Annotated in this window: 22 protein-coding genes and 1 pseudogene; 13 read left to right on the top strand and 10 right to left on the bottom strand. The window is 60.2% G+C overall.

What is annotated here, in order from left to right; all coding sequences use genetic code 11:
* Window positions 1-16: 16 nt before the first annotated feature.
* The 4 genes from ACIBQX_RS19305 to ACIBQX_RS19290 form a co-directional block, all read right to left on the bottom strand.
* Window positions 17-1423, bottom strand: a complete 1407-nt coding sequence (locus ACIBQX_RS19305) for a glycosyltransferase family 2 protein (protein WP_397006203.1) — start codon at window positions 1421-1423, stop codon at window positions 17-19.
* A gap of 50 nt (window positions 1424-1473) precedes the next feature.
* Window positions 1474-1644, bottom strand: a complete 171-nt coding sequence (locus ACIBQX_RS19300; protein WP_397006201.1) for a hypothetical protein — start codon at window positions 1642-1644, stop codon at window positions 1474-1476.
* Window positions 1562-1996 (bottom strand): phosphotransferase, encoded by a 435-nt coding sequence (locus tag ACIBQX_RS19295; RefSeq protein WP_397006802.1) that lies wholly within the window; start codon window positions 1994-1996, stop codon window positions 1562-1564. Before ACIBQX_RS19295 ends, ACIBQX_RS19300 begins: the two co-directional genes overlap by 83 nt.
* 741 nt (window positions 1997-2737) lie before the next feature.
* On the bottom strand, window positions 2738-2944 hold the full coding sequence (locus tag ACIBQX_RS19290) for a hypothetical protein (RefSeq protein WP_397006199.1): 207 nt from the start codon (window positions 2942-2944) through the stop codon (window positions 2738-2740).
* A gap of 448 nt (window positions 2945-3392) precedes the next feature.
* On the opposite strand from ACIBQX_RS19290, the gene ACIBQX_RS19285 reads away from it, so the two are divergent.
* Window positions 3393-3653 carry a helix-turn-helix domain-containing protein gene (locus ACIBQX_RS19285; RefSeq protein WP_397006197.1) on the top strand — a complete coding sequence of 87 codons (261 nt, stop codon included), beginning with the start codon at window positions 3393-3395 and terminating at the stop codon, window positions 3651-3653.
* A 756-nt stretch (window positions 3654-4409) separates the two neighbouring features.
* On the opposite strand, the gene ACIBQX_RS19280 is transcribed toward ACIBQX_RS19285, so the two are convergent.
* Window positions 4410-4766 (bottom strand): hypothetical protein, encoded by a 357-nt coding sequence (locus tag ACIBQX_RS19280; RefSeq protein ID WP_397006195.1) that lies wholly within the window; start codon window positions 4764-4766, stop codon window positions 4410-4412.
* A gap of 254 nt (window positions 4767-5020) precedes the next feature.
* On the opposite strand from ACIBQX_RS19280, the gene tnpC reads away from it, so the two are divergent.
* From tnpC to ACIBQX_RS19230, 10 genes are all read left to right on the top strand, one after another.
* Entirely contained in the window at window positions 5021-6478 is a 1458-nt protein-coding gene (gene tnpC, locus ACIBQX_RS19275) for an IS66 family transposase (protein ID WP_397006193.1), read from the top strand.
* Between the two features lie 524 nt (window positions 6479-7002).
* A complete protein-coding gene (locus tag ACIBQX_RS19270; protein ID WP_397006800.1) occupies window positions 7003-8184 on the top strand; it encodes a glycosyltransferase in 1182 nt (393 codons plus the stop codon).
* Window positions 8126-9256 carry an amidohydrolase family protein gene (locus ACIBQX_RS19265; RefSeq protein WP_397006191.1) on the top strand — a complete coding sequence of 377 codons (1131 nt, stop codon included), beginning with the start codon at window positions 8126-8128 and terminating at the stop codon, window positions 9254-9256. Before ACIBQX_RS19270 ends, ACIBQX_RS19265 begins: the two co-directional genes overlap by 59 nt.
* A 16-nt stretch (window positions 9257-9272) precedes the next feature.
* Complete coding sequence (locus tag ACIBQX_RS19260; protein ID WP_397006189.1) at window positions 9273-10292, top strand: ATP-binding cassette domain-containing protein; 1020 nt, start codon at window positions 9273-9275, stop codon at window positions 10290-10292.
* 146 nt (window positions 10293-10438) lie between these two features.
* Window positions 10439-11128 carry an ABC transporter permease gene (locus tag ACIBQX_RS19255; protein WP_397006187.1) on the top strand — a complete coding sequence of 230 codons (690 nt, stop codon included), beginning with the start codon at window positions 10439-10441 and terminating at the stop codon, window positions 11126-11128.
* Between the two features lie 3 nt (window positions 11129-11131).
* Window positions 11132-11929 (top strand): ABC transporter permease, encoded by a 798-nt coding sequence (locus tag ACIBQX_RS19250; protein ID WP_397006185.1) that lies wholly within the window; start codon window positions 11132-11134, stop codon window positions 11927-11929.
* A gap of 109 nt (window positions 11930-12038) precedes the next feature.
* Window positions 12039-12272, top strand: coding sequence for a hypothetical protein (locus ACIBQX_RS19245; RefSeq protein WP_397006184.1), 234 nt, complete (start codon window positions 12039-12041; stop codon window positions 12270-12272).
* Complete coding sequence (locus ACIBQX_RS19240) at window positions 12269-13447, top strand: IS701 family transposase (RefSeq protein ID WP_397006182.1); 1179 nt, start codon at window positions 12269-12271, stop codon at window positions 13445-13447. Before ACIBQX_RS19245 ends, ACIBQX_RS19240 begins: the two co-directional genes overlap by 4 nt.
* A 78-nt stretch (window positions 13448-13525) precedes the next feature.
* On the top strand, window positions 13526-13798 hold the full coding sequence (locus ACIBQX_RS19235; protein WP_397006822.1) for a hypothetical protein: 273 nt from the start codon (window positions 13526-13528) through the stop codon (window positions 13796-13798).
* Window positions 13753-14022 (top strand): winged helix-turn-helix domain-containing protein, encoded by a 270-nt coding sequence (locus tag ACIBQX_RS19230; protein ID WP_397006180.1) that lies wholly within the window; start codon window positions 13753-13755, stop codon window positions 14020-14022. Before ACIBQX_RS19235 ends, ACIBQX_RS19230 begins: the two co-directional genes overlap by 46 nt.
* Window positions 14023-14184: 162 nt before the next feature.
* Here ACIBQX_RS19230 and ACIBQX_RS19225 read toward each other — a convergent pair whose 3' ends face one another.
* Window positions 14185-15693, bottom strand: coding sequence for a glycoside hydrolase family 31 protein (locus ACIBQX_RS19225; protein ID WP_397006178.1), 1509 nt, complete (start codon window positions 15691-15693; stop codon window positions 14185-14187).
* Between the two features lie 628 nt (window positions 15694-16321).
* On the opposite strand from ACIBQX_RS19225, the gene ACIBQX_RS19220 reads away from it, so the two are divergent.
* Window positions 16322-16549, top strand: a complete 228-nt coding sequence (locus ACIBQX_RS19220; protein ID WP_397006176.1) for a hypothetical protein — start codon at window positions 16322-16324, stop codon at window positions 16547-16549.
* Window positions 16546-17148 carry a transposase gene (locus tag ACIBQX_RS19215; RefSeq protein ID WP_397006798.1) on the top strand — a complete coding sequence of 201 codons (603 nt, stop codon included), beginning with the start codon at window positions 16546-16548 and terminating at the stop codon, window positions 17146-17148. The genes ACIBQX_RS19220 and ACIBQX_RS19215 overlap by 4 nt, the downstream gene beginning before the upstream one ends.
* 107 nt (window positions 17149-17255) lie before the next feature.
* Here the strand turns inward: ACIBQX_RS19215 and ACIBQX_RS19210 are convergent, their stop codons facing one another.
* From ACIBQX_RS19210 to ACIBQX_RS19195, 4 genes and pseudogenes are all read right to left on the bottom strand, one after another.
* Entirely contained in the window at window positions 17256-17873 is a 618-nt protein-coding gene (locus ACIBQX_RS19210; RefSeq protein WP_397006796.1) for a glycosyltransferase family 32 protein, read from the bottom strand.
* 1227 nt (window positions 17874-19100) lie between these two features.
* A pseudogene (locus ACIBQX_RS19205) lies at window positions 19101-19496 on the bottom strand (transposase family protein); the annotation flags it as partial.
* 336 nt (window positions 19497-19832) lie between these two features.
* Entirely contained in the window at window positions 19833-20783 is a 951-nt protein-coding gene (locus tag ACIBQX_RS19200) for an FAD-dependent oxidoreductase (RefSeq protein ID WP_397006174.1), read from the bottom strand.
* Window positions 20784-20786: 3 nt separating this feature from the next.
* Window positions 20787-22214, bottom strand: coding sequence for a carph-isopro domain-containing protein (locus ACIBQX_RS19195; RefSeq protein ID WP_397006172.1), 1428 nt, complete (start codon window positions 22212-22214; stop codon window positions 20787-20789).
* Window positions 22215-22633: the final 419 nt, after the last annotated feature.

Below are 22633 nucleotides of genomic sequence, written 5' to 3'. Positions count from 1 at the left end.
CCTTGGCAGCGGCTTGCTATCGGCCCCTCACTTGCCCCATCGTGGCGCCCATGCCAACGCGCTCCCAGGGCGCCTCAGTCAGCAGGAAGCCCGCTGGCCCGTCAGGAATGACGGCCAGCTCTGCGAGGTCGAACTGGTGAAGCTCCCGCTTGACCTCGACGGTGAACTCCCAATACGGCTGATCATGCTGGTGGAGGGCGGCCGCGAGCTCAGCGTCGGGAGCTGCAGCCGGAGCCGTGCTGACCTTGGACAGCACCAGCACCTCCCGGCAGGTGCGCAGCAGCTCGGAGAAGATCCTCGCGATCGTGCGCTCGGGGAAGTGCCGCCAGTAGTCGGTAATGATGCCGAGGTCGAAGGCCCCGGCCGAATAGGGGATACGCGTGCCGATCAGCGAAAGTCGCTCATCCTCCTGCCTGGTCCCGTGCCCAGGGAAGCAGGACGTCACCGGGAAGGGTAGATCCTTGGGCCAGCCTTCCATCGAACCGGCCAGAAGTATCCGATCAGCGGCGGAGATCCTGGGATGCAGTTCCTCGAGTTCGGCGAGCTTCGAGCAGTCTGCCGACTCCGTGGTGATCCCACCGGCGAATCGCTGGAGCACGGGCGCAAGTTCGCGGGCTCGTACAATGTCGTAGCTGCACACTGCCTCGACTTCGACGTTGGGAAACTTCCCCACGAACACGAGTTCGTTCTGCCGGTCCTTGATGATGTCGCCGTTGCGATCTCTGACGTGCGGCTGGTGCAGCGCCACTACGTTGGGATCAAAGATCGTGGGGAACCCAGCCAGATAGAGCCGATAGCCCATCTCCACGTCTTCGACACCTTTGAAAGGGAAATCCTCAGAGAAGCCGCCGGCCTTATGAAACGCCGCCCTTGTAACGCTGACGTTGTGTGTCCAGAAGAAGGACCAATCGACCGGTGTGGGCATCGCCAGTAGCTCGGTCAATGGGTCGTGCAGAAGACTTTCACCGGCCGCCCGCGCAAACGTGGCCCGGCTGTCAGAGAAGTCCCAGCCATCACCCATGAGCAGCCGCCAGCTGCTTGGGGACAGCTCACGCGTACTTGTGAAGCCACAGATCGCCACATCCCTTCCCTCGTGGGCGACAATATGATTGGCTACGAGGTCAGATCGAGCAATGCAGTCGACATCCAGGAAAATCAGGACTTCGGCTCCGGCTAGTTCGACGCCGGCATTGCGAGCTGCCTGAACTCCTTTCGGCGCCGTATGCCGGAGAAACTTTATCGACGGAGCAGAGTTGAGTTCAGGGATTTCCTGGTCCAAAGGTACGGCCGAGCCATCGTCCACGACGACGACCTCGAAGGTGTCAGCCGGAACATCCTGCTCGCGTAAGCTCGCCAGGACATTGCGTATGGCAGTCGTTCGATTGTGGCAGGGAATGATTACCGATGCGAGTAAGGAAGGCATGGAGATCCCATTTCCTGGCATTAAACAAGTCGGATGAAAGAGAGAACGGTTCAGGCGGTAATGACGTCGATGGTTTCTTGGTAGACGGTTTGCTGCAGGGTGACGTAGAGCGCTCTGAGCGCTTGGTGGTGAGCCCTCTCACGATGTTCCGGGTCGGCTGCCCGATCTAAGGCGAGTCTCGTCTGAGCCCCCTTGTAGTTCATGTTGATGGTCGCGTGCATGGCGATGGATATGCTGGTCAATAGGCCAAGGCCACCCGCCTCGCGGCAAAATCTTCGTCGTCCGGACGGGAGCTTCCAGGTGTAGAGCGCCGTCGCTCGCAAACCAGCGCGGCAGTATGGCCGCCAACTCCCAGCCCGGTGAGCTCGGCCCCGCGTCGTCCCAATCGAGGAGGGTGAAGTCTTCAGAGGTGGTGTGAACATTGGAGGATTGCACATCGAGATGACAGATAATCCGCTCCAGCTGGCCGGGCTGCGTCCTCACGTTGACCTCACCGAAGTGACGAGTTAGATAGGCATGGGGGGCCGCCTCGGTCAAAGCGGCAAGATCGTGTTGCTGTCTCCGTTGTGAGATTCTCCCGTTCTCCTTTCTGGCATTTCCTCATACTGAGGATTCGGTAGCCTGGAGACAACCGTGTTGATTCCATGGAGCGTTGTGAGCAGTGGGCCTAGCTAATCCGGCGCGCTCGGATCAGATGCCTATATCGGTGCCCTGTCCGCCATTGATAGAGCCTGACCATCCTGCCACCCAGAGTCTCTGGAAACCGGTAAAAAGACTTCTATCCGGCGGCGGAATATTTAATGGGACCCGGTGTGGCGGTGGCGACAGCGAGACCCCTGGGTTGAACCGCCCGCACCACAGGCGCGGTATCGACACCGCAGAAACATTCTTTTACGGCATACTGATTGCCACCAACATGCCGCTGCCACGGGCAGCTCATCGCGCCCTTATCGTTGGGCAACATGTGAGTCTCGCCGCGAGACGCCAGCCCAAATACGACCTGAATATTGCTGGGCAGTTCAAGGTGTATGAAGACACAACGATCATAAAACCACGGCGATCTGACAAGCGCAAGATCCGCCTAGTCATAAACCTTGATTGGTTACGGCTTGCACGTGCGTGATCGTCCGGCTGGGTCAGGCCGTTCTACTCTGTCGTCTCGATCCTTCTTGTCAAGCGGCTGGGCAGCGGTCTTGCCCCCTGTGGTCACGTCCACGGACATGGGTAAGCATTCACGTTCGGCGCATTCCGGCGTTGCGTGATTGCGGTGTGTGATCGTTTTCGGCTGTAGGTCATCGCCGGCTGTAGCCGGAATCAGACCGGTGCCGGGTCGGGCGGTATCCAGGCCCGGCCCAGGAGTGCGTCGCGGATCACGGTCATGATGTCCACGCCGTGCTTGGCTGCGGTGTAGACGAAGCCGCAGATGGCGTAGGGGGTTTCAGCTCGGCATGTCGGCAATGACTCGCCGGCCGAGCTGCCGTCGACGTCGGAGCGGGTGAGCGGCTTTTTTGATTTCCTCAAGGTGCAAGCTGCATGTCGCTTCGGCAAGGGTGCTCACACCTCCGGGCCGCGGCCGCGGTGGGTACCCATGCTGGATGGGCTGGACGTGGTGCTGCGTTGGTTCCTCAATGACGTGCGCAGCCGCTTCCCCGACTCGGCGGTGCTGTTCGCCGATGAGTCCGGCGGGGTCCTGCATCGCGGCACCATCCGTAACCGGCTGCGCTATCTCATGCAGTTGGAGGGCCGTCCTCAGAGCGAGTGGTCAGCCCGCATGCGCTGCGCCGGGCGTGTGCCACCACAACTACGAGCGCGGCGTGGACCTGGTGGCCATCTAGCAACTGCTCGGGCACTGCACGGTCAGCTCGACGATGCGCAATGTTCGCCCCTCAGCCACCTTCATCGAAGATGCCTATCGCCGGGCGGTGGCCAGCACCCTGGGCGAGTTGACCGCGCTAGGGGAGCCGACCGCATGAAGATCCGGTGGAAACTGCGGATGGCCGCGGCGCAGCGAGAGGTGTGGACCGGCACTCAGCTGCGGTGGCTGCTGGCGGTTAAGGCCGGGGTGGAGCTGTCGGCGGCGTCGGTGTCGGCGCTGCTGACCAAGAAGCCCACGCAGGTAAAGCTGTCCACCCTGGCCGCGTTGTGCACCGCGTTGGAGTGCACCCCAGCGACCTGTTCGAGGTGGACACCACTCCCGTCGAGCGGCCCGTCCGGCCGCCGCAACCGGTGACCGCGCCGAAGACCGCCTCCAGCGGCGGCCGGTCCATGCCACCGCTGTGACCTGAGCTCGGAGGGCGGCGATGGGGCAACGGCAACGCGACTGCGTGGACTGGGTGGCCCGGTCGGCATCATCGACCGCCAGCGCTGCGGCCGCTGCGTGAGCAGGCTCAAGGAGGCAGCCGCCAAGACGTCCTGCCCGGCCTGTGGCAGGCAACGGGTGCTGCAGACCGGCACCGGCCGGTGCATCACGTGCTCGCGCGTCTGCCTCGAGTACGGGCATCTGGTCCGCTCACCGGATGCGCCGCTGTGCCGGGACTGCGCCCGCAAGGCGCGGCAGTGGGCGGCTCAGCAGCCGTGCCGCCGACTCACCCGAGAATCCACCCCAACCTGGCGATGCACCTGAAATACGAACCAGTCAGAACTCGCATGATCAAACACCCACTTAAGGACTTAAGCATCTAGTGAGCCGGTTTTGAGATTCGGTCGCAGTACAGAGGTTGAAAGACTGAGGTGTCACCGCGCGGTTGCCTGCTCGCGGCGGGGTTCGGGAGTATGCCGGTGGGATGCGTTATCCGGATGGTGGTGGTCTGACCCCGGCGGCGCGAGCCAAGCGTGAACAGGTCCGCTTGGAGGCTGCCGGGTTGTTCGCCGCGGGCATGTCGCCGCCTGCGGTGGCCAGGAAGCTGCGGGGGGTGCAGCTCTTCTGCAGGGCCCCGTCGACCTGGCCGACGCCGAAGCTGTCCTCAAGCTCTGCGCCCTCACGCGTTCAGAGCCGCGCCTCCAGACGTTCCTGCAAAGGCGCGTAGTCATGGCCCGGGAACATCTCCGGACAGATGCGCAGCACTTCGGACAGGTGTCGTGCGGTGTCGTGGAACTCAGGCTCCTTGAAATTGACCTCGGCGAAGAGATACTGCCACTGGTAGGCACCCTTGGTGACCAGTAGGTTCTCCAGGTAACCCGCGTAGTCGAGGTCGAGCAACTCGAGGCGTTCGTGGTTCATGTCGTAGAGCCACACCTGCGGGTCGTCCCCGCCGGGTGTGAGGCGCAGTGCGGAGAGCCGGGCCGTTCCGGCCATCGGCTCCTGGTCCAGAATGCGAAGCTGACCAAGCACCTCCATCTTCACGGGATCCCTGCTGATCGTCCCGAAGCATCCTGCGGCACCTCGCCCCTCAGCAGCGCCCAGTGCAAGTGATTGAGGCAGAACTCACCCCTCAGATCAGGTTTGCTCATGCTTTACCAGAACACTTGCACCCGGTCGGCCGCGGAGAAGTACTCGCGAACGCCAGGCGCCAAGGCCAGCCCGGTTCGCTCGTAGGCATTCAGAAGTTCGTGATCATGCTGGCGTGAGCATCACCAGCAGGGTGGGATGATCTTGGGGTGTCGAAGACCCCGGAGCGCCGCCCGTCGTATGACGAGCTGGCCGCGCTGGTGGTCCGGCAGATGGCCACGATCGAGGCTCAGCGTGAGACGATCTCGCGGCTGGAAACGACGGTGGAGCGGCTGAGCGCGCGGGTCGCCGAGCTGGAACGCAGGCAGAGCCGCAACTCGGGGAACTCCTCGTTACCGCCGTCCAGTGACACTTGCGTCCGTCCGGAGAAGCAGCCACCGGCCAAGGGCGGGCGCAAGCGGGGCCGCCAGCCTGGCACGCCGGGCAACGGCCTGGCCATGGCCGAGGTCCCCGACGAGCTCGAGGGCCACCTCCCGGCCGCCTGCGGCGGATGCGGGAAGACGCTGTCGGCCACCGACAGTGTCGGCTACTCGCGCCGGCAAGTCCGCGACATTCCCCTGGTCACCGTGACGGTGACCGAGCATCGGGCGCATCGCTGCCGGTGCGGCGGGTGCGGTCGCCTCACCAGTGCGGACATGCCCGAGCAGGTGGCGGGCGCACCGTCGTCGTACGGGCCGAACCTGCGCGCGTTGGCGGCGTATCTGCTGGTGTTCCAGCACGTGCCGGTGGAACGCTGTGCCCAGCTGATCGCCGACGTCACCGGAGCGCAGGTCTCGCCCGGCTGGGTGTCGTCGATCCTCGGCGAGGCCGCCGCCCTGGTCGCCGACAGCATCACCGTGATCCGCGCGCTGCTGACACTGGCGCACGTACTGCACGTCGATGAGACCACCACCCGGATCGGGACCAGGCGCCGCTGGCTGCACGTGGCCTGCACGACCACCTTGACCCTGCTCGGCCTGGGCGAACGTTCCCGCCAGGGCGCCAACTCCCTCGGCGTCCTGCCCGAGTTCCGCGGGGTGCTGGTGCACGACTCGCTGTCGCTGTACGACGGCTACCCGCACGCCCGGCACCAACTGTGCGGGGCGCACCTGGTCAGAGAGCTGACCGCCGCAGCCGAAGACCACCCCCGCCAGCGGTGGCCGGCCCAGATCCGCTGGGCCCTGGCCGAGCTGAACAAACACGTCATCAAGGCCCGCGAGGCCGGACTGTCACAGATCCCGCCCGAACGGGCGCGGATCTACCTCGAATCCTTCCACCACGGGATCGCGGTCGGGCTGTCGCTGCATCCCCGCGCCCCAGGACGGAAACAATCCCCGGCCCGTAACCTGCTGGAACGCCTGCGGGACCGGGCCGCTGACGTGCTGCGCTTCGCCGACTTCCCCGGCTGGGTGCCGTTCACGAACAACACCGGCGAGCGCGCGCTGCGCCCGGTCAAGACCCAGGTGAAGATCTCCGGCTGCCATCAATCCGAAAACGGCGCCACGCACTGGCTGACCATCCGCTCCTACCTCGACAGCGCCCGCAAGCACGGGCTGAGCGCCTTCAAGGCGATCCACCGCGCTTTCACCGGCAACCTCTGGATGCCGCCCGTCGCACTCGACGCCTGATCAGCACGTATCACCCAGCGTCACAGAACCCTCTGATTGCTTACCCTCACGTGGCGTCCTTCATACTCACAACCGGCTTACTAGGCCGCGCGCCACCAGCCCACCGACCGCTCGCTCACCGGGAACTCGACCGCCCCCTGCCTGGTCGTGGCCCTGCCTCGAACCTATCGGCTGCCTTCATCCATAACCGTTCACGCCATAGCTACTCCTCAGGCGTGTATCCGCCCCGCTCGCCGTATCGTACACCTCCGGCATACACCCGAAACAGCAGCCAGTCACGATCTCATGACCCTACGAACTCAACATGAGTAAACCGGGTGGTCATCTTCCAAAACCGACGCTTGGGTGATTTCATCACTGGCAAACCAGCGGTCCTTGCTCGGGGCAACTTCCTCTCGAGTGGTCCCATGTCGCTGGCGACAACACCCTGACAAGAAAGCGTGCAGAACTACCACACAACTGATCAGAATGCAAGATCCAAAAGACTTGATCTACGACTTGTTGTATCTGAAGCTAGCGTAAAGATGACAACACTGCATGAAGCAAGAGGTCTGACTATGCACAAGCGCCTTCCAATTACAATACTGGCTGGGCATCTAGGCCATGGGGGCGCGGAGGGCGTTGTGGTCGCACTTGCAGAAGGATTAAGTCGAATGAACTTCGAAGTGACAATCCTTCTTCGGGGAAGGTGGATAGCCCGAGCGATTCCCCCCGGTATCGAGATCGTCATGTTACGTGGCACCTCGGATCGACAGCGAGTGCGCGAGCTTCAAAGCATGTGGCACCGCAGACCGCCAAAGATCGCGATATCCCACTTAACGGAAGTCAATATACAGACGTTGCATGCTCGACAACGCTTAGCGAAAGACTTTCCTGTCGTCGTAGTAGAGCATACAATGCCTTCTCGATTGATCAATGACTACACGGGTGGAGGTTGGATCTATAAGAGAAACCTCTTAAGAAAGGTTCGAAAATACTATCGCGAAGCAGATGCGGTTATTGCTCTATGCGAATCCGCGGCAGTGGATATTTCAGAACTTGCACATATGCCGCGAAATAAGGTAATAACAATCAACAACCCCGTCATCCCGTCGGATATCGATCAGCACATGGACGAAATGTCGGGACATCCCTGGCTAGATAGCACTTCTGGGATAAATGTAGTGCTTGCTGCCGGCAGGTTCGCGCCAGAGAAGAACTTTGAGATGCTAATACGAGCGTTCAAGAAGGTCCACACGGCCCGACCGGACACTCGATTGGTTATTCTAGGCGCAGGTGAATGTGGCCGGAATTATGAAAGACTAGCCGACGAGCTGGGCATTGCCGGCTACATTGCTTTCCCGGGACATATTTCTAATATATATGCCTTCATGAGTCGAGCTTCCGTGTTTGCCTTGCCGTCAATTATTGAGGGCGTTCCCAACGTACTTGTTGAGGCGCTTGCGTGCGAAATTCCTATCGTTGCAACGGATAGTCTAGGAGGAAACCGAGAACTACTGATGAATGGCGTCTACGGGACACTAATCCCGCTCGGCGACGAGGACTCGTTCGCGTCTGCGATCATATCAGCAATCGAAAATCGCCCAACGACAGAAGGCTATCGTGAACGAGTTAAGGATTTCGAAGTAGACTCGTCCATTAATAAGTATGCGCAGCTTATCTCGGAGCTCACTGAAAAGGGGAACGCAAATGCCAAGTCAACCTAGCAATCGCGACCTAAGAAACCTTCTGCTTCGAGATTATCGGCCTCGTACCCAGTTAACTCTTCCAGAACATCATGTCTCCGCCGCCCGATTTCCGGCAATTGACATGCATAATCACCTTGGGAAATGGCTTACCTCCTTCATAGGAGACGGACGAGAGTGGACAGCTCCAGATGTTGGAGAACTCGTAGGATTGATGGATTCGTGCAACATCGCAGGAATAGTCAATCTAGACGGGAGATGGGGCCAGGAGCTTCTAGAGAATCTGAACCGGTACGATAACGCTTACCCGGGACAATTTGCCACCTTCTGTCATGTTGACTGGAACGAGTTAAGAGTACCTGGCTTCGGCCATAGACTCGCAGCAAGCCTTCGACGATCTGTAGAATGCGGAGCCAAAGGGCTCAAGGTGTGGAAAGATCTCGGTTTAAAAGTGAGGGACGGTTCTGGTGATCTGGTCTTGCCGGACGATCCGCGACTTGAAGAACTTTGGATCATGGCAGGCGAGCTTGGCGTACCTGTAGCTATTCACACGGCCGACCCACGAGCCTTCTTTGATCCTGTTGACGAGGAAAATGAATTCCTCGAGCTGCTTTTAACGGCACCTGAATGGTCATACGCAGGAGCTGACACACCTAGCTTCGAACGTCTCATAACGGCCTTCGAGAAGCTAGTACTGAGGCACCCTGGAACGACCTTCGTGGGCCTCCATGTTGGATGCCATGCGGAGGATCTCGGCCGTCTGGATAGGCTACTTCAAAAAGCACCGAATCTATATATCGACATTGCAGCACGCCTCTATCAGCTGGGCCGACAACCGAGAGCTGCGCGGTCTCTAATAGAAAAATATCCGCGACGATTCATGTTCGCCACTGACCACTTCCCACCCGCCCGTAGAGCCTATGAGCTATATTTTCGATTCTTGGAGACGGAAGACGAGTATTTCCCATATAGTTCCAATCCGAAAAACAGTGGCAGATGGAACATTTCAGGCTTAGGACTCTCCGAGAAGATCTTGGAAAGCTTCTATCAACAAAATGCAATTCGGATTTTGCCGAGTCTAACCGTACAATAGCGTCGAGGTTAATGATTTGAATACAGGTGAGCTCGGCAGCATCAGAGCTAATGGCCTTGTCCGAAAATATCGTCGTCCGCAGCGGCAACCTGGGTTACGGGGAGCTCTTCGCCATCTTGTGAAACCTTCCTTCGAGGAAGTTTCTGCCGTAGCAGAGATCGATCTGACGATCGAACCCGGGGAAAGTGTCGGTTACGTCGGAGCCAATGGCGCAGGTAAATCCACTACAATAAAGATGCTGACCGGTGTTATTGAGCCGACTCACGGAACAGTGCGGGTTAATGGTATTGACCCGGCTCGCAAGCGTCGCCAGAACGCTATGCACATCGGTGTTGTATGGGGACAACGGGATCAGCTTTGGTGGGATTTGCCTGTGAGAGAATCATTTCTTGCTCTTAAGGCGATCTATGGGATAAAATCTACGCGGTATAATCGCATCCTCGGCCGACTCGTTGACCTATTAGAGATTGGCGATATTCTATCCGCCCCAGTCCGTCAACTTTCGCTAGGGCAGAGAACGCGTGCCAATATATGTGCAGCCTTACTCCACGAGCCGGCAGTTCTATTTCTAGATGAGCCGACCATTGGTTTGGACATATTCATTAAAGAACGAGTACGTACGGTCCTACGAGAAATGCAGAATCAACGAAGTATGACGCTCGTTCTTACTTCACATGATCTCACGGACGTTGAGCGAATCTGTGATCGCCTAACTATGATTGACAAGGGTCGTTTAATTTTCGACGGCTTGCTGCAGTCTGCGATTAAAGAGTTCGCTAGAATTCGAACACTGCAGGTGACTACGCGGCAAACGGCTGATGCTAATTTGCTGATAAGGCTACCTAACATCGAAGTAGAACAGCCGATGGCGACACAGCTACTCGTGCATTTTGACGAGCAGGCTGTTCAAACAGCGAAATTAGTTTCCGACGTTCTCGCCAACTACGATGTGATAGACCTTGTGATTGAGTCACCTTCTATCGAAGACGCCATTAGACAGCTTACTACAAATGGCCTAGGTGAGAAATCGAGATGAGACACATATGCAGAAGTTGGGAGCCGATATGTGATCTGCTTTATACTCGAATGCTTTTGTACGCGACAATATTGAGACTTAATATTCAGCTTGGATTTGTTGCCAGAGGCTGGCTCTTAGTAAGAATTCCCGCCACTTTAACCGGAGTGGCCGTACCGTTCTTTATTTGGGAGATGGTTTTTGTCGATCGCGCTCAAGTCGCTGGATTTGAATGGTCGCAGATGAAAACCTACGTGCTTGTTTCTGCCCTCTTTACAGTTTTAATGGATAGCAATGGCGGATTGGGTAGCAGAATTTCTCGTGGTGACGTTATCTGTGACTTGACGCGGCCTTGGCGGCTTAGCGTGCTGCGCCTTAGTGAGTCAATTGGACAGTGTAGTCTCGATCTGCTAGCTGGAATCGCTCTCTTTATTTCCCTCAGTTCTCTCATGGGTGATTTAGCGCTACCATCGAGCTTAACTGGCTGGCTACTCTTCCTTGTTTCCGTCTTACTTGCCGTCGTTGTTAAGGCTTGTATTAGTACAACGTGGGTCTTGGGAACTCTTTGGACTTACAACTCCTATGGGGTGGAGCGGATCCGCCGGGCCGTAACAGCCGTTCTGTCTGGGGCGGTAGTTCCCCTTTCCATGTTTCCCGCATGGCTTCATAGTATTGCCAGTTACTTGCCATTTCAAGGCATAGTAACCATTCCCGCTCAAATTGCGATAGGGCGGGGTGGGTACAGTGAAGCCCTCATAGGCATTGCGATTCAAGTAGGATGGATATTTGGTCTTATTTTTCTTGCCGAACTACTGTGGTATTACGGTCTTCGCCGTATGACGCTGCAAGGCGGGTAAGTTGTGACCAATTGGAAAAGAAATATTGCCTTATATTTCTGGTTTTTCAAGATCCGGCTGCATATATATGCTGAGTATCGATCGGATGCCGTTCTCTTGGCAGGGTCTTCGGCACTATCCGACGGAATGGGCCTACTATTTATTCATGTAATCTATCAACAGGCACCGAATATCAATGGATGGCCTGCCGCTAAGCTTGTCTTAATTTATGGGGTGATGACTATTGCCGCAGGTACTACGCAACTATTCTTTGACGGGATATGGACAACGAGCGATGCGATCTATCGCGGTCGCTTTGATATTTATCTAACTCGCCCCATTTCACCCTTCCTTTCTGTGCTGACCTCATGGATGTCTCCTGAGGGTATCGGCAGTGTCGTACTTGGTGTTGCGTTATGTGCGGGAGCACTCTGGCAGACAGAAATCTCCTGGAGTTTTGCCCATGGGTTGATTGCCACCTGTTTAGTAATTGCCGGATTGGCCTTGCGTGCGGGACTCACTCTTCTCGCGAATTGCATATGTTTCTGGGTCAATAGCCCGTTCGAAACCGGAGACATGGCAGAGCCGTTGTACGAACTTGGACGTTATCCACTCTCGATTTATTCCAGCGCCATCAGAGTCGGATTGACAATCGCTTTTCCGATCGCTTTCATAGCGTATTTTCCGGTGAACTATTTGACGCAGGCTGAAGAGATGGCGTGGGTGGCTCTGATGGGCCCTGTGTGTGCTGCGATTGTCTGGGTGCTAGCCCTGCGGCTCTTTAGGCTTGGCGTACGATCTTATAGCAGCTCCGGTAACTAGTACGGCAGCCGCCATTTGCTGCGTGACCTGAGATGACGCGCGCCTGGTCGCTGTGATCTTCTGATGGGTTTCCCCGACAATGAGAGCAGCCGCTCGTGATCATGTCTGTGTGACGAGAACAAGATCCAAAGCGGCTGCTGCCCTCATCGTAGAGGCCACCCTGGTGCAACGGAACCTCGACGACCTCATGACCGCGCTGGCGCCGATGTTCACCCGGATCGAGCCGCGACTGCAGGCCGCCAAGTACGTTCGAGCCGTCCTGTCTGAGTTGCCCAGACGCAACGGCTGGACGATCGCCGAGTGGATCGGCGATGCTGTCCGGACGCTACCCAGCGCCTGTTGAACCGTGCCCGGTGGGACACCGCGGGCGCGATGAGCACCATCCGCCGCTTCGTCGTCAGCCGACTCGATGCCGCCGCCCGGTCAGGAAGTCTGACCGTGGGCGTGCTGGACGAGTCCGGACAGGAGAAGAAGGGCGTGGCCACGGCGGGCGTCAAGCGCCAGCACATGGGGTGCGCCGGCGGCATCGACAACGGCATCAACACCGTCTACCTGGCCTACGTGCGCGCCGGAGCCGGGCACGCGCTGATCGGTGCCCGGCAGTGGATCCCCGCCGAGCAGATCAGCGACCCCGTCACCGCCATCACCACCGGCCTGCCGCTGGATCTGACCTTCGCCACCAAGGGCGAACTGGCCGGCGATCTGCTGCGCGAGGCCTACGCCGACGGCGTGCGCCTGGACTTCGTGACCGGTGACGAGGTCTACGGCGCCTGCACCAGCCTGCGCGCCTTCCTGGAAGAACACGGCCAGGCCTACGTCCTGCGCATCCGCGCCACCTTTACCCTCACCCTCGGCGCCGGCACCTGCCTGACCTGCGAGCAGGCCGTGGCCAGGTACTTGAAGCAGAAACACAAGTGGACCATCCGCTCAGCTGGAGACGGCTCCAAGGGCGAACGCACCTACGCCTGGGCCTGGATCGCCACCGCCAGCCCCACCCACTTCCTGCTCATCCGCAAGCACCGCACGACCGGCGAGCTGGCCTTCCACTACTGCTTCGTCCCCGACGGCCACCCGGTCACGCTGCCCCGCCTCATCGCCGCCGCAGGCTTGAGATGGCCGGTGGAGGAGAGTTTCGAGGCCGGCAAGAGCCTGTTCGGCCTGGATAAATCCCAGGTCCGCCTCTATGAGGCTCTTCGGCACCTCGTGCTGGTCATGGCCGCCCTGGCCGTCTGCGTGGCCAACGCCGCAGCTGCCCGGCACTGCACCGACACCCAGGCCATGACGCCCAGGCACCCCGACGAACAGCCGCCCGAGGATCTCGGCCTGATCCCGCTGACGGTCGCCGAGATCAAGCATCTGTTCAACGCCACAACCACCCCCACCTCGTCGCTGGAACACGCCGCGCATTGGTCAGCCTGGAGACGACGTCATCAAGCACGCGCCCGCTGGTTCCATCACCGAGCCCGCTTGGCCACCGCATATTCCAGGTCCGCTAACAAATGGCGGCTGCCGTACTAGAGACCTTTAAAGGTGAGGGTTATATGGCCTGGCCTGGGCGTGAGTCGGCAGAGGGCGTCGGTGTGCTTTCTGGAGTGCATGAGGTATCCCGATGGTGGTGGGCTGATACGGCAGGTGCGGATGCGGGCGGCGGACCGTTTCGCTGAGGGCGCGACGGATGCGCAGGTGGCGCGGGAGTTTCGGATGTCGGCCGACCGGTGGCGGCGGGCGCTGGCTTCCAAAGGAGCGGGCGGGGCGGTGTGCAAGCTGGATGAGGCCCAGTTGGCGCGTCTGGAGCAGGTTCCTGGCCGGCGGGCCGAGGGCGTATGGGTGGCCGGATCAGTGCTGGACGCTGGCGCGATGCCGAGGTGATCGGGCGAGTCTTCCGGGTGGATTACACGGTGGGCGGGGTGTGTTACTTGCTGCATCGGCTGGGCTGGAGCTGGCAGGCGCCTGGGTGGCTGTGCTTCGAAGACGAGGCCGGTCAGAACCTGAGGTCGCTCCAGGGGCGTACCTGGGGCCGCAAAGGACACACGCCGATCGTGTCGTTTCCGGTCCAGGGCACCGGTCGGGTGTCGCTCGCCTGGCCTGCGTGAGCGAAAACTTAGCCAGACCGGCTCTTTGCTGTGCGGATCACGTTGTTCAGTCTCTACAACTCGGAGTTGGAGACCATTTGGTGACCACCTCGACGCAAGGTGCGAGTCGAGGGCATGTCCCGGTTCGGCGAAAGAGTCAAGGTCGGGATGGAGATACCGTGGTCAACCACACGGTGTGGTTCCACTCGCCGTTGAAAGGAAGTAAGGAAGCATACCCACAGGAGCATCGACCTCGATGACCGCGGGGCCCTCGATAGGTTCTCGCTGTGGGTCGTTGCCATCCTGCCAGGTCCCCGGTGGCAGATGCAAAGTCCGTTGTCTAGTTCCTTTGGTTACTACGGGAGCGACAAGGATATTCTCACCGAGGACGAACTGATCGGTGATGGACTCATATCCGTGACCGGGCCACTGGTAGTCGAGGGAACGCTGGATGGGCTCCCCGGTCTGTGCTGCCTGATCAGCGAGACTATCGATCAACTGCCCGAACCTCGCGCGGAGCTTGGCAGCCTCCAGGCAGTACGCCAGATGCTCCTCGTCGAGTACACGCCAAGGCGCGACAGAGAATTGCATCATCGGGAAGAGCGTCGAGCACTGAGCATATCGAACGAACAACTCCTGGTCGAAGCTCCCTTCATCGCCGTTGAAAGGGAACACTGCATCGTCGCCGCCGCCGATCATATCGGGGCAAGTGAAGGGATGTCCGGTCAGACCTTGGGCGATGCCATTAGGGATCAAACTACCCAGTCCGTTAGCAGCCCCCCAGTCGTGGAACTTGTCGCGCTGCCGCTGGACCAGTGGTAGACCGCCAGCGAGCCAGGCGTCCCGGTACTCGGTGAAATCCTGGCCGAGCCCTACGCGATTCCAAGCGATGGTGTACTGCTCGGGTCGAGCTTGGCCAAGTGCCGCGTAAAATGGTGCGTCTCCGCCGTCATACTTAAAACCGGCGACCCCCATGGCCCGCAGTCGACGGAGCTGTTCGGTGAGCCAGCGGAGCGCCCTGGGGTTGAGTAGGTCGAGGGCGGCGCTGCGACCGTTCCACCACTTCCCTATCGCGGGCCGTCCGTCGGGGCCAGTGATCAGCATTTTTTTAGCGGTCAGTTCACGGTACACCGGAGAGTCGGCGGTGACGTATGGGACGAGCCAGAGCATTACCTCAAAACCCATTTCACCTAGCTCGTGGAGCATGCCAGGAGGATCTGGAAACCGACCGGAATGGAAGGTCCAGTCGCCGTAATCCTCATGCCACCGATCGTCGATCATCAGAACCCCCGGCGGGAAGCCGTGGGCTAAGAGGCTCTTGGCGTAGTCGAGCACCTTAAGCTGTGAGGGCCAGTAGAGCGTCTCAATCCATAGGTTGTATTGCGGAGCGGTGAACAGCAGTGAATGGGGCCGTCCGCCGGCGGGCGGGAAATGTCGGGCTGCAGCTCCGACATAGGCGGAGCGGAGCGTGCCACCGCCCTCTGCCTCGTCGCCCGTGATGGTGAACTCCTGGCCCGGCCGTGTGCTGCACAGTTTGATCTGGTCGTCGTGGACTGTGAAGGAAAACGGCTGATCGGACCAGATTGAGCGGCCGCGGTTGCTGACCAGCAATGGCATGCCTTGATTGGCGCCGACATCGTCGAGGTCGCGATGGTAACCGGGAGCGAAGGGCATATGGTAGCCGTCGACCACCGCGCCACCCCACCAACGTTCGGCTGGGAGTAGGTGCACTCTGGTGACAGTCGGTGTCCCGTTCACTGCATCTTGTCTCATATCAACCCCGTGAATGCGGCACTCTTGGCGTAGTCACGTGACATTAGGTCACAGATCACGGTGACGATCTCCGCAGATCATGCCTACTCGGCCTATTGACATTGGAGCACACCGAAACAACGGTGTCGATCAGATCGCTCACCTCGATGGCACATCACTTTACATGAGCCGATCGGCAAGTTGGACGGTCCGTCAGGAGACGGGTTCTCATCCTTCGCTGGCGTTCAATTCTTCCAGAATCGAAGCAAATCTCCCACAAGTAACTTCATGAAGACTTGAGCATGGCCGCTCTGTGGATCGGTCGGCTGGATCCCGAAACCACGCTTCACCTGACTCCATGCGAATGGTACATCAGGCCAATCGTGCCCCGGAAGCATGTAACCACCTCGAGCCCAAGCGGTTGAAGTCTGCGCTTTTCGAGTCAGTCGCGTCCGCCAGAAAGCTCACCTTCCAGTCCAAATATCCCACCTCAAGTACCGAGGTTGAACGGTTGAGGTGCCTGGACGTGGGTGCGTGCCTTCCTGCTGGTCGTGAGTATCCCGGTGGGATGCGGTATCCGGATGGTGGTGATCCGACCCCGGCCGCCAGGGCGAAGCGCGAGCAGGCGCGCATGCAGGCCGGGGGAGTTATATGCGCTGCGGGTGTGATGCTGTCGCAGGTGTCCAGGCGGCTGAGAGTGTCGCGCAAGTCCGCCTGCACCGGCTCGGCTGGAGCGAGCTTGCAGGTCCCGCAGCGTCGGGCCGCCGAGCGCGATGAGGACGTGGTGGCCACCTGAATCAAGGAGGCCTGGCCGAGCGTGGAAAGGCAGCGCGGGACCAGGACGCATGGCTCTACTTCGAGGATGAGGCTGGCCAAGCGCTGAAGCCGCCCAAGGCCCGCACTTGGTCCCGCCGGGGATCTACCCCGGTCGTCACCGTCACCGGCAAGGGCTCTGGACGTGTCTCGGTGGTTGGACTGATCTGCCTCGAGCGCGGGCAGCGTACGCGCCTGACCTACCGCATGCTCCTTTATCGAGGTCGCGGCGAGCGGAAGGGCTTTCGTGACGCCGACTACGCCCGCCTGCTCGATGCCGCCCACCAGCAACTCGGCGGGCCGATCGTGCTGGTCTGGGACAACCTGACCACCCACCGCGACGCGCTCATGAGCCTGGCCTACCGTTGTTCTACCTGCCCGCCTACGCCCCGAACTCAATCCCACCGAGGACGTCTGGTCCACCCCAAACGCAGCCTGGGCAACCTCACCTCCGCCACCCTCGACCAGCTCGGCGCGCTGATCCGCACCCGGCTCAAGCGGATGCAGTGCCGATCCAGCCTGCTGGAAGCCTTCGTCGCCGACACTGACCTGGCCATCACCGGAACTCACAATGAACCCTGACCTTTCAACCTCTGTAGAACTCCCTCCCAGCCCGGAGAGCACTCACTCCATTTCGCGGGCGTCATTCCGAGCTCGCCCCCGTGGTTCAGACTTCGCCTGGCATGCGCTCATGCGCTCTCTTCGCCGGCCAATTGGCGCTGTTTACGTCGTTCGTAACTCTCTACCCAGCTGCCCGCCCAGTGATGGACCGCATATGCCTCAGGAAACGGGCCATTTCGTAGATGGCGTTCCTTGCGGCCGTAAGGATAGAATATACTGCTCGGAAAAATATGCATTGGTGGATTATTGGAAGATCCATACATCTTTTTGAATATATCCGTTGCGAACCCTGGTCCCAGAGTTTCGCTAGGGCGGCCATTGGGCATGGATTTGATTCTTCCAGGAATGCCGTTCGCCAGCGCGGAAAAGTAGGGATGATGGGGTACTGCTCCCATAAGTCCCGTGGATACATGAGTTCCGTTTTCGCTCCCTGCAAAAGCGTCGAGTTCATTGATAAGCTCGTCAATGGGGCGTAAGCACTCAAAATCGGTATCTGCATATACTCCTCCATAACGCATCAATATCTCATAACGTGCGACGTCGGACTTTTCGGAATAGGTTTCCGCAGACATCATGCAGGAGTGGTTGGTGAGGAAGTAGAGATCCTTTTCTTCCCACAACTTGTACCTCCATCGAGGATGATGCGAAACCCACGTCCTCGTGTACTCGCTGAACTGATCGGGCATAGAGTCGCCGAACCAAATCTGATGAATAATTCTAGGGATTTTCATGTACACTTCCTAGGTATCGCCGACCACGGATTTTCGATTTAATGATTATGCAGCTTATGTGTAATTCTAGCTGATGATGCTGCGGTGATCGTTCAGGCATATCTTCTAAATATAACTGGTTCCGTATATCAAGGCGTGCGCCTGCTAGTCATTGACACCAATGATTGACTCGGTACTCAGCGTTTTTCTTATGGTCAGTGCATATGCCGTTCAAGCCGATGAGAACAGGTGATACCGGTGCTAAATTCACAGATCATGGAATGAGGTTGTGAGGAAGGTCCTTGACTCGGGGCGAAAATTTGATCACCTGGATTGGGTCATACCTTGACAGGAAGATCTCCGTGAGATGGTCGAGGAGATTGCCGGACCGTTGTTCGCCTGTCCCGAGTCGCGGGTCACGTTCGCGGACTCGCTGGGCGAGGTCGGGCGGAAGATTCCCTGGCAGATCGCTGAGCATGTCGGAACCTCAAGGCACATCGGATTGAATGGCTGCTGAAGGGCGAGGCCTGCGATGCCGATGTGCTGCGGGAGATGGCGGTAGCGCTTCTGCATAGTCAGACCTCTTGCTTCATGCAGTGTTGTCATCTTTACGCTAGTTTCGGATACAATAAGTTGTAGATCAAGACTTTTGGATCTTGTTTTCTGCGCAATTTTGTGGTATTTTGGCACGCCTTCTTTTGTTGGAATGGGATCGAAAGTGTTTGCGGGTTTGAGTGGGTTGTCCTCTGCGGTTGGAAGTGGCGACATGTCCTATCCGCCTTAGAGGCATGGATGACGCAAGGGGGGCATGCTTCGTAGACTCATCAAGCAGGAGACCATAGGCGCAGTTGGTAGTGTGACACGCTTGTATGATGTCGACTGAACGACCGTCGGTTCGGAAGTAATCACCCATACAATGCAGGGGTGGCCTCAAGTCCACGATCACTTTGCCAACTGTAAGGGTGTCCGAGTATCCATTTAGGCATTAACCTCGATCTTCCTCGGTCAGGACCACGGCGAGGTATCGGTAAGAGTCCTGAGTGTCCGTTTCGCGGAGTGATTGTTCGGGGCTGCAAGAGTGCTTGGAGACGCGTCTGGGGGCGAGAGCAGGCACCACCTTCGAGATCATGAGGTTCTCGACGCCTTATGATCATCAGAGAAGGTAAGCATTCACGCCCTACGCAGTGAACCCTTGAGCCCTTTTCATCCTGAGTAGCGATCTTCGTCGATGAGTTGCAGGACGAGGATGGCCTGCACGATGGCGGTGGCGCGTCGTGGGCAGCAGCGCAGCTTGGTTAGGACCTTCCAGGTCTTCAGCGTGGCGATGGCGCGCTCGCCGAGGGCGCGGATGCGGGCGTGGGAGCGGTTGACGTCTTTCTGTACGCGTGACAGCCAGGGACGGTGGCGATGGCGCTTCAACGGGGTGCGGATCGTGCCGCCCGCGCCCTGATAGCCCCTATCAGCGAAGGTCGCCACGCCGGCGTTGGTCAGCGCGTCGATCAGACCGACCGTCCGGGCCGCGGTCAGATCGTGGGTGGCACCGGGCAGGGCCGGTGAGGCCCACACCAGCCGACCGGCTGCGTCGGCGAGGACCTGGACGATCGCGGAAAGTGTGCCTGATCCCCAGACGTCGTTGACAGCGATGGCCCCGGCACCAGATATGACCCCGCCACACCCGCCGCCCAGCAGCGTTCCACCTGCTCGTACCGACTCCCGCCCGAGCAGCTCCAACCGGGTCACCGTATCCGTGACCTGGGGCGGCACCTGGCGCGGCTCCGGCGGAACAGGCGGCACGCTGCCGCCCATCACCCGATCGGTCACCTTCCCGGTCCGTGTCGTCGAAGCCCAGGCGCTTGTCACAAAGGAATAGCCCCCCGCTCTTTCGTCTCGCGCCGATCAGAGGACAAGATCACTGTCCCTTTCAGCATGAGATGATCATCTTGGTGGGCCGACGAGATCTCGGATCTGGTAGGCACAGCCCCAGGAAAGAGTTACCCCGGCTCCTCCATGTCCGTAATTGTGGAGCAATGCCCGGCCTGCGGCTGGATCCACCTCTACACGGACGTGGTCACGCGTAGGGCGCAGCCCAACGCGATGGCTGAGAACGCAGGCTTGTGCGAGACGCGGTTCGACTGCTCTGCAGCGGGCCAGGATCGCCTCAGCAGCCTGGTGATCGACCTTCAGGGACTCGTCGCCGTCGATGGCGGTGCCGCCGAGGACGGCGACGTCGCCGTGGGGGTAGATGCACAGAAGCTCGGGCGATGTGCCGGTGTCTTCTGAGAAGAACTCGGTGAGGCCCGGGTTGGTCACCACGACCTGCTGTCCGCGTATGGACCGTAGGCGGGGATCGTCTGCGAGCGAGCGTGCCGAAAGGCCCGTGCAGTTGACGATGGCGGCTGCCGGTTGCGCCTCCTTCAGGGAGGACAAGGTACGGAGGTCGACGGCGACGCCGGCCGCTTCCAGCCGGTGTCGGAGGAAGCCGAGGTAGGCCGGCATGTCGATGAGGGGAACCGTGAACCGGTAGCCCGAGGTGAAGCCCTGGGGGAGTTCGGCGCGGGGGCATGGTCGGAAGCCGGGGAGTTCGGTGGCCCAGTCCGGTGGGTTCTGGGCGGTACGGGATGCCTCGATGCCGCTGGTGAGGCGGACGCCGGTGCCAGGGTGCGCGGCGAGTTCCTGGAAGGTCTGAAGGGACTCCCGGCTCCACTGGTCGACCTTGTCCTTAGGTTCGACCAGGTAGGGGCCCCACATGGCGCCAGCGGCCAGCGACGTGGCGCCCGGAAGCTCGGAGGCGATGACGTGAACGTTGTGGCCGGCTTCGGCCAGGACAAGGGCGGTGGTCAGGCCGGACACGCCGGCCCCGACAACGACGACGCGGCGGGAGTTCATAGCTCAGCTCCTGTTGGCTGTGCACAGGGCATGCTCAAGGCGGGGAAGGAAGCTGCCAACGAAGGGGTTGCGTTGGCGGCGGCGTAGGTCGACCGCGAGTCGGCGGAGCAGCTCCGTGCTCCGAGGGGAGCGGACGGTGCTCAGCCGTTGAGCCGCGATCTCCCCGATCCGACAGGCCGATTCGAGTTCACCCTGTGCGCTGTTGCCGAGGGCAAGCCATGCGCCCTCGAACAGGGCTCGTCGTTGATGTTCTGCTTTGTTGCTCCGGCCGTGCGCACCGGTCTGCAGCAGATCGATGCCTTGGCCGAGCAGCGTGCGGGCCTTGGTGGTGATGCCGTCCTGCTGCCGTGACATGCCGAGGTGGATGAGGGCGTAGCCCGCCTGGCAGTCCAGATGGTTGGGGGTGAGGAAGTACATCCAGCGCGGCTCGTACCCAGTGAGCGGCTGGTCGACGAGTTCGCCGGCCAGGCTGCGGCTTCGCTGGAAGTCCGCATAGCGGCCCGCAGTCGCGTATGCGAACGCGAGGCGAGAGAGAACCGACGATCGTACGGCGGCTGGTGCGGCGTCGCTGGCGCGGCGGGCCGCTTCGCCGAGGGTGATGGCGTCGGCGGGGTGGTCGCGACTCGCGGCCTGGAAGGACAGGTCGGCGAGGATGTGGGCGCAGAGCGGCAGGTCGTTGACCTGGTGGGCGGCGCGCAGGGCGGTGACGAAGTAGCGCTGGGCCAGGCCGTGGTGAGCGGCGTCGAAGGCCATCCAGCCGGCGAGCTGGCCGACTTCGGCCAGCGCTTGGAGAAGCCGGGCTGTCACGGCGTCCGAATGACCGCTTTCGTGAAGCAGGAATCCGATGCTGCGGAACTGGGCGCCGATGTAGCCGAGGTGGCGGGCGCCGCCATGTTCGTCGTCAAGGGCCTGGAGCCGGGGCAGCTGACTTTCGATCTGCTCGATGAGGGACGCTTCGCTGGTGTCGGCCGTGGGTTGTGAGAGGTACCTGCCGCGCCCGGCGGTGCCATCGAGGTAATGGGCGACGACGGCGGTCAGACCCGATCCGGAAATGGCGAGAAATTGGCGGCGGTCGACGAGACCTCCAACCACCCAGTCCTCCACGATCCTCCATAGTGCTTGCGCGGTCCACGGCAGCTCCATGCCGCCGCCGGCCGGGATGAGCATGGGCGACTCCGGTGCTCGCCCCTGCCATAGCTGGCCGACGGTCATCACTCTTCCCATTTCCTGGGAGAGCACGTACGCCGTCATCATCGGCAAGGGAGAGCGAGGCACCCGAGCGGAGTCCCGCCAGTGGTAGGGGGCGGACTCGGCCACGGTCCCCGGCCCGAAGACCTTGTTCAGCTTGCGCGCCAGAGCCTTCGGACTCCAGCCCAATTCTTCCAGGCATGCGGCGAGTACGGGGTTCGAGCGCTTCGGCTGCGGTGTCATGCCGCTCACCTCGCTGTCGTGGGGGGCCGCTCGCGCATGTGGAACCTCTTCATGATGTGCCCATCCTCAGGCTCCGCGGCACGTCGCGCGGAAAGTTGACCGAGTTGACCGGTTGACCACCTCGTCGCCGCGTATCGCTTTGGGCTGTCGTAGGAGCAGCCCGAACGAGGCCACCGAGGAGGGACCTGCCATGTTGATCGAACCGCTTGCCGTGGGCAAGGTCGTCGTTGCTCTTCAGGACGGGTTCTATGGGGCGAGTTCGGGATCGGGGTTCAGCAACAGGGACTTCCTCATCGCGCTCACCCGGTTGCTTCCTCCCGAGCGGCTCGTCGTGGTGTCCGTCCGGGGGTACTCCGATCCGATCGATCCTTGCTGGGCTGCCGCGCTTCTGAGGAGCCTGCGCAGAGCAGACGCTCAGA

Source organism: Nonomuraea sp. NPDC049714 (assembly GCF_044465295.1).
Classification (GTDB): domain Bacteria; phylum Actinomycetota; class Actinomycetes; order Streptosporangiales; family Streptosporangiaceae; genus Nonomuraea.
Note: the sequence above shows the minus strand (reverse complement) of the source record. Positions and strands in the feature narration are given on the sequence as shown.

Excerpts from the sequence above, each read along its gene's own strand:
- ACIBQX_RS19285 (WP_397006197.1), top strand. The coding sequence starts at position 3,393 with ATGAAGATCCGGTGGAAACTGCGGATGGCCGCGGCGCAGCGAGAGGTG.
- ACIBQX_RS19230 (WP_397006180.1), top strand. The coding sequence starts at position 13,753 with ATGGGTGGCCGGATCAGTGCTGGACGCTGGCGCGATGCCGAGGTGATC.
- ACIBQX_RS19195 (WP_397006172.1), bottom strand. The coding sequence starts at position 22,214 with ATGACACCGCAGCCGAAGCGCTCGAACCCCGTACTCGCCGCATGCCTG.
- ACIBQX_RS19220 (WP_397006176.1), top strand. The coding sequence starts at position 16,322 with ATGCGGTATCCGGATGGTGGTGATCCGACCCCGGCCGCCAGGGCGAAG.
- ACIBQX_RS19305 (WP_397006203.1), bottom strand. The coding sequence starts at position 1,423 with ATGCCTTCCTTACTCGCATCGGTAATCATTCCCTGCCACAATCGAACG.
- ACIBQX_RS19210 (WP_397006796.1), bottom strand. The coding sequence starts at position 17,873 with ATGCCCGATCAGTTCAGCGAGTACACGAGGACGTGGGTTTCGCATCAT.
- ACIBQX_RS19265 (WP_397006191.1), top strand. The coding sequence starts at position 8,126 with ATGCGCAGCTTATCTCGGAGCTCACTGAAAAGGGGAACGCAAATGCCA.
- ACIBQX_RS19200 (WP_397006174.1), bottom strand. The coding sequence starts at position 20,783 with ATGAACTCCCGCCGCGTCGTCGTTGTCGGGGCCGGCGTGTCCGGCCTG.
- ACIBQX_RS19235 (WP_397006822.1), top strand. The coding sequence starts at position 13,526 with ATGAGGTATCCCGATGGTGGTGGGCTGATACGGCAGGTGCGGATGCGG.
- ACIBQX_RS19270 (WP_397006800.1), top strand. The coding sequence starts at position 7,003 with ATGACAACACTGCATGAAGCAAGAGGTCTGACTATGCACAAGCGCCTT.
- ACIBQX_RS19300 (WP_397006201.1), bottom strand. The coding sequence starts at position 1,644 with ATGCACGCGACCATCAACATGAACTACAAGGGGGCTCAGACGAGACTC.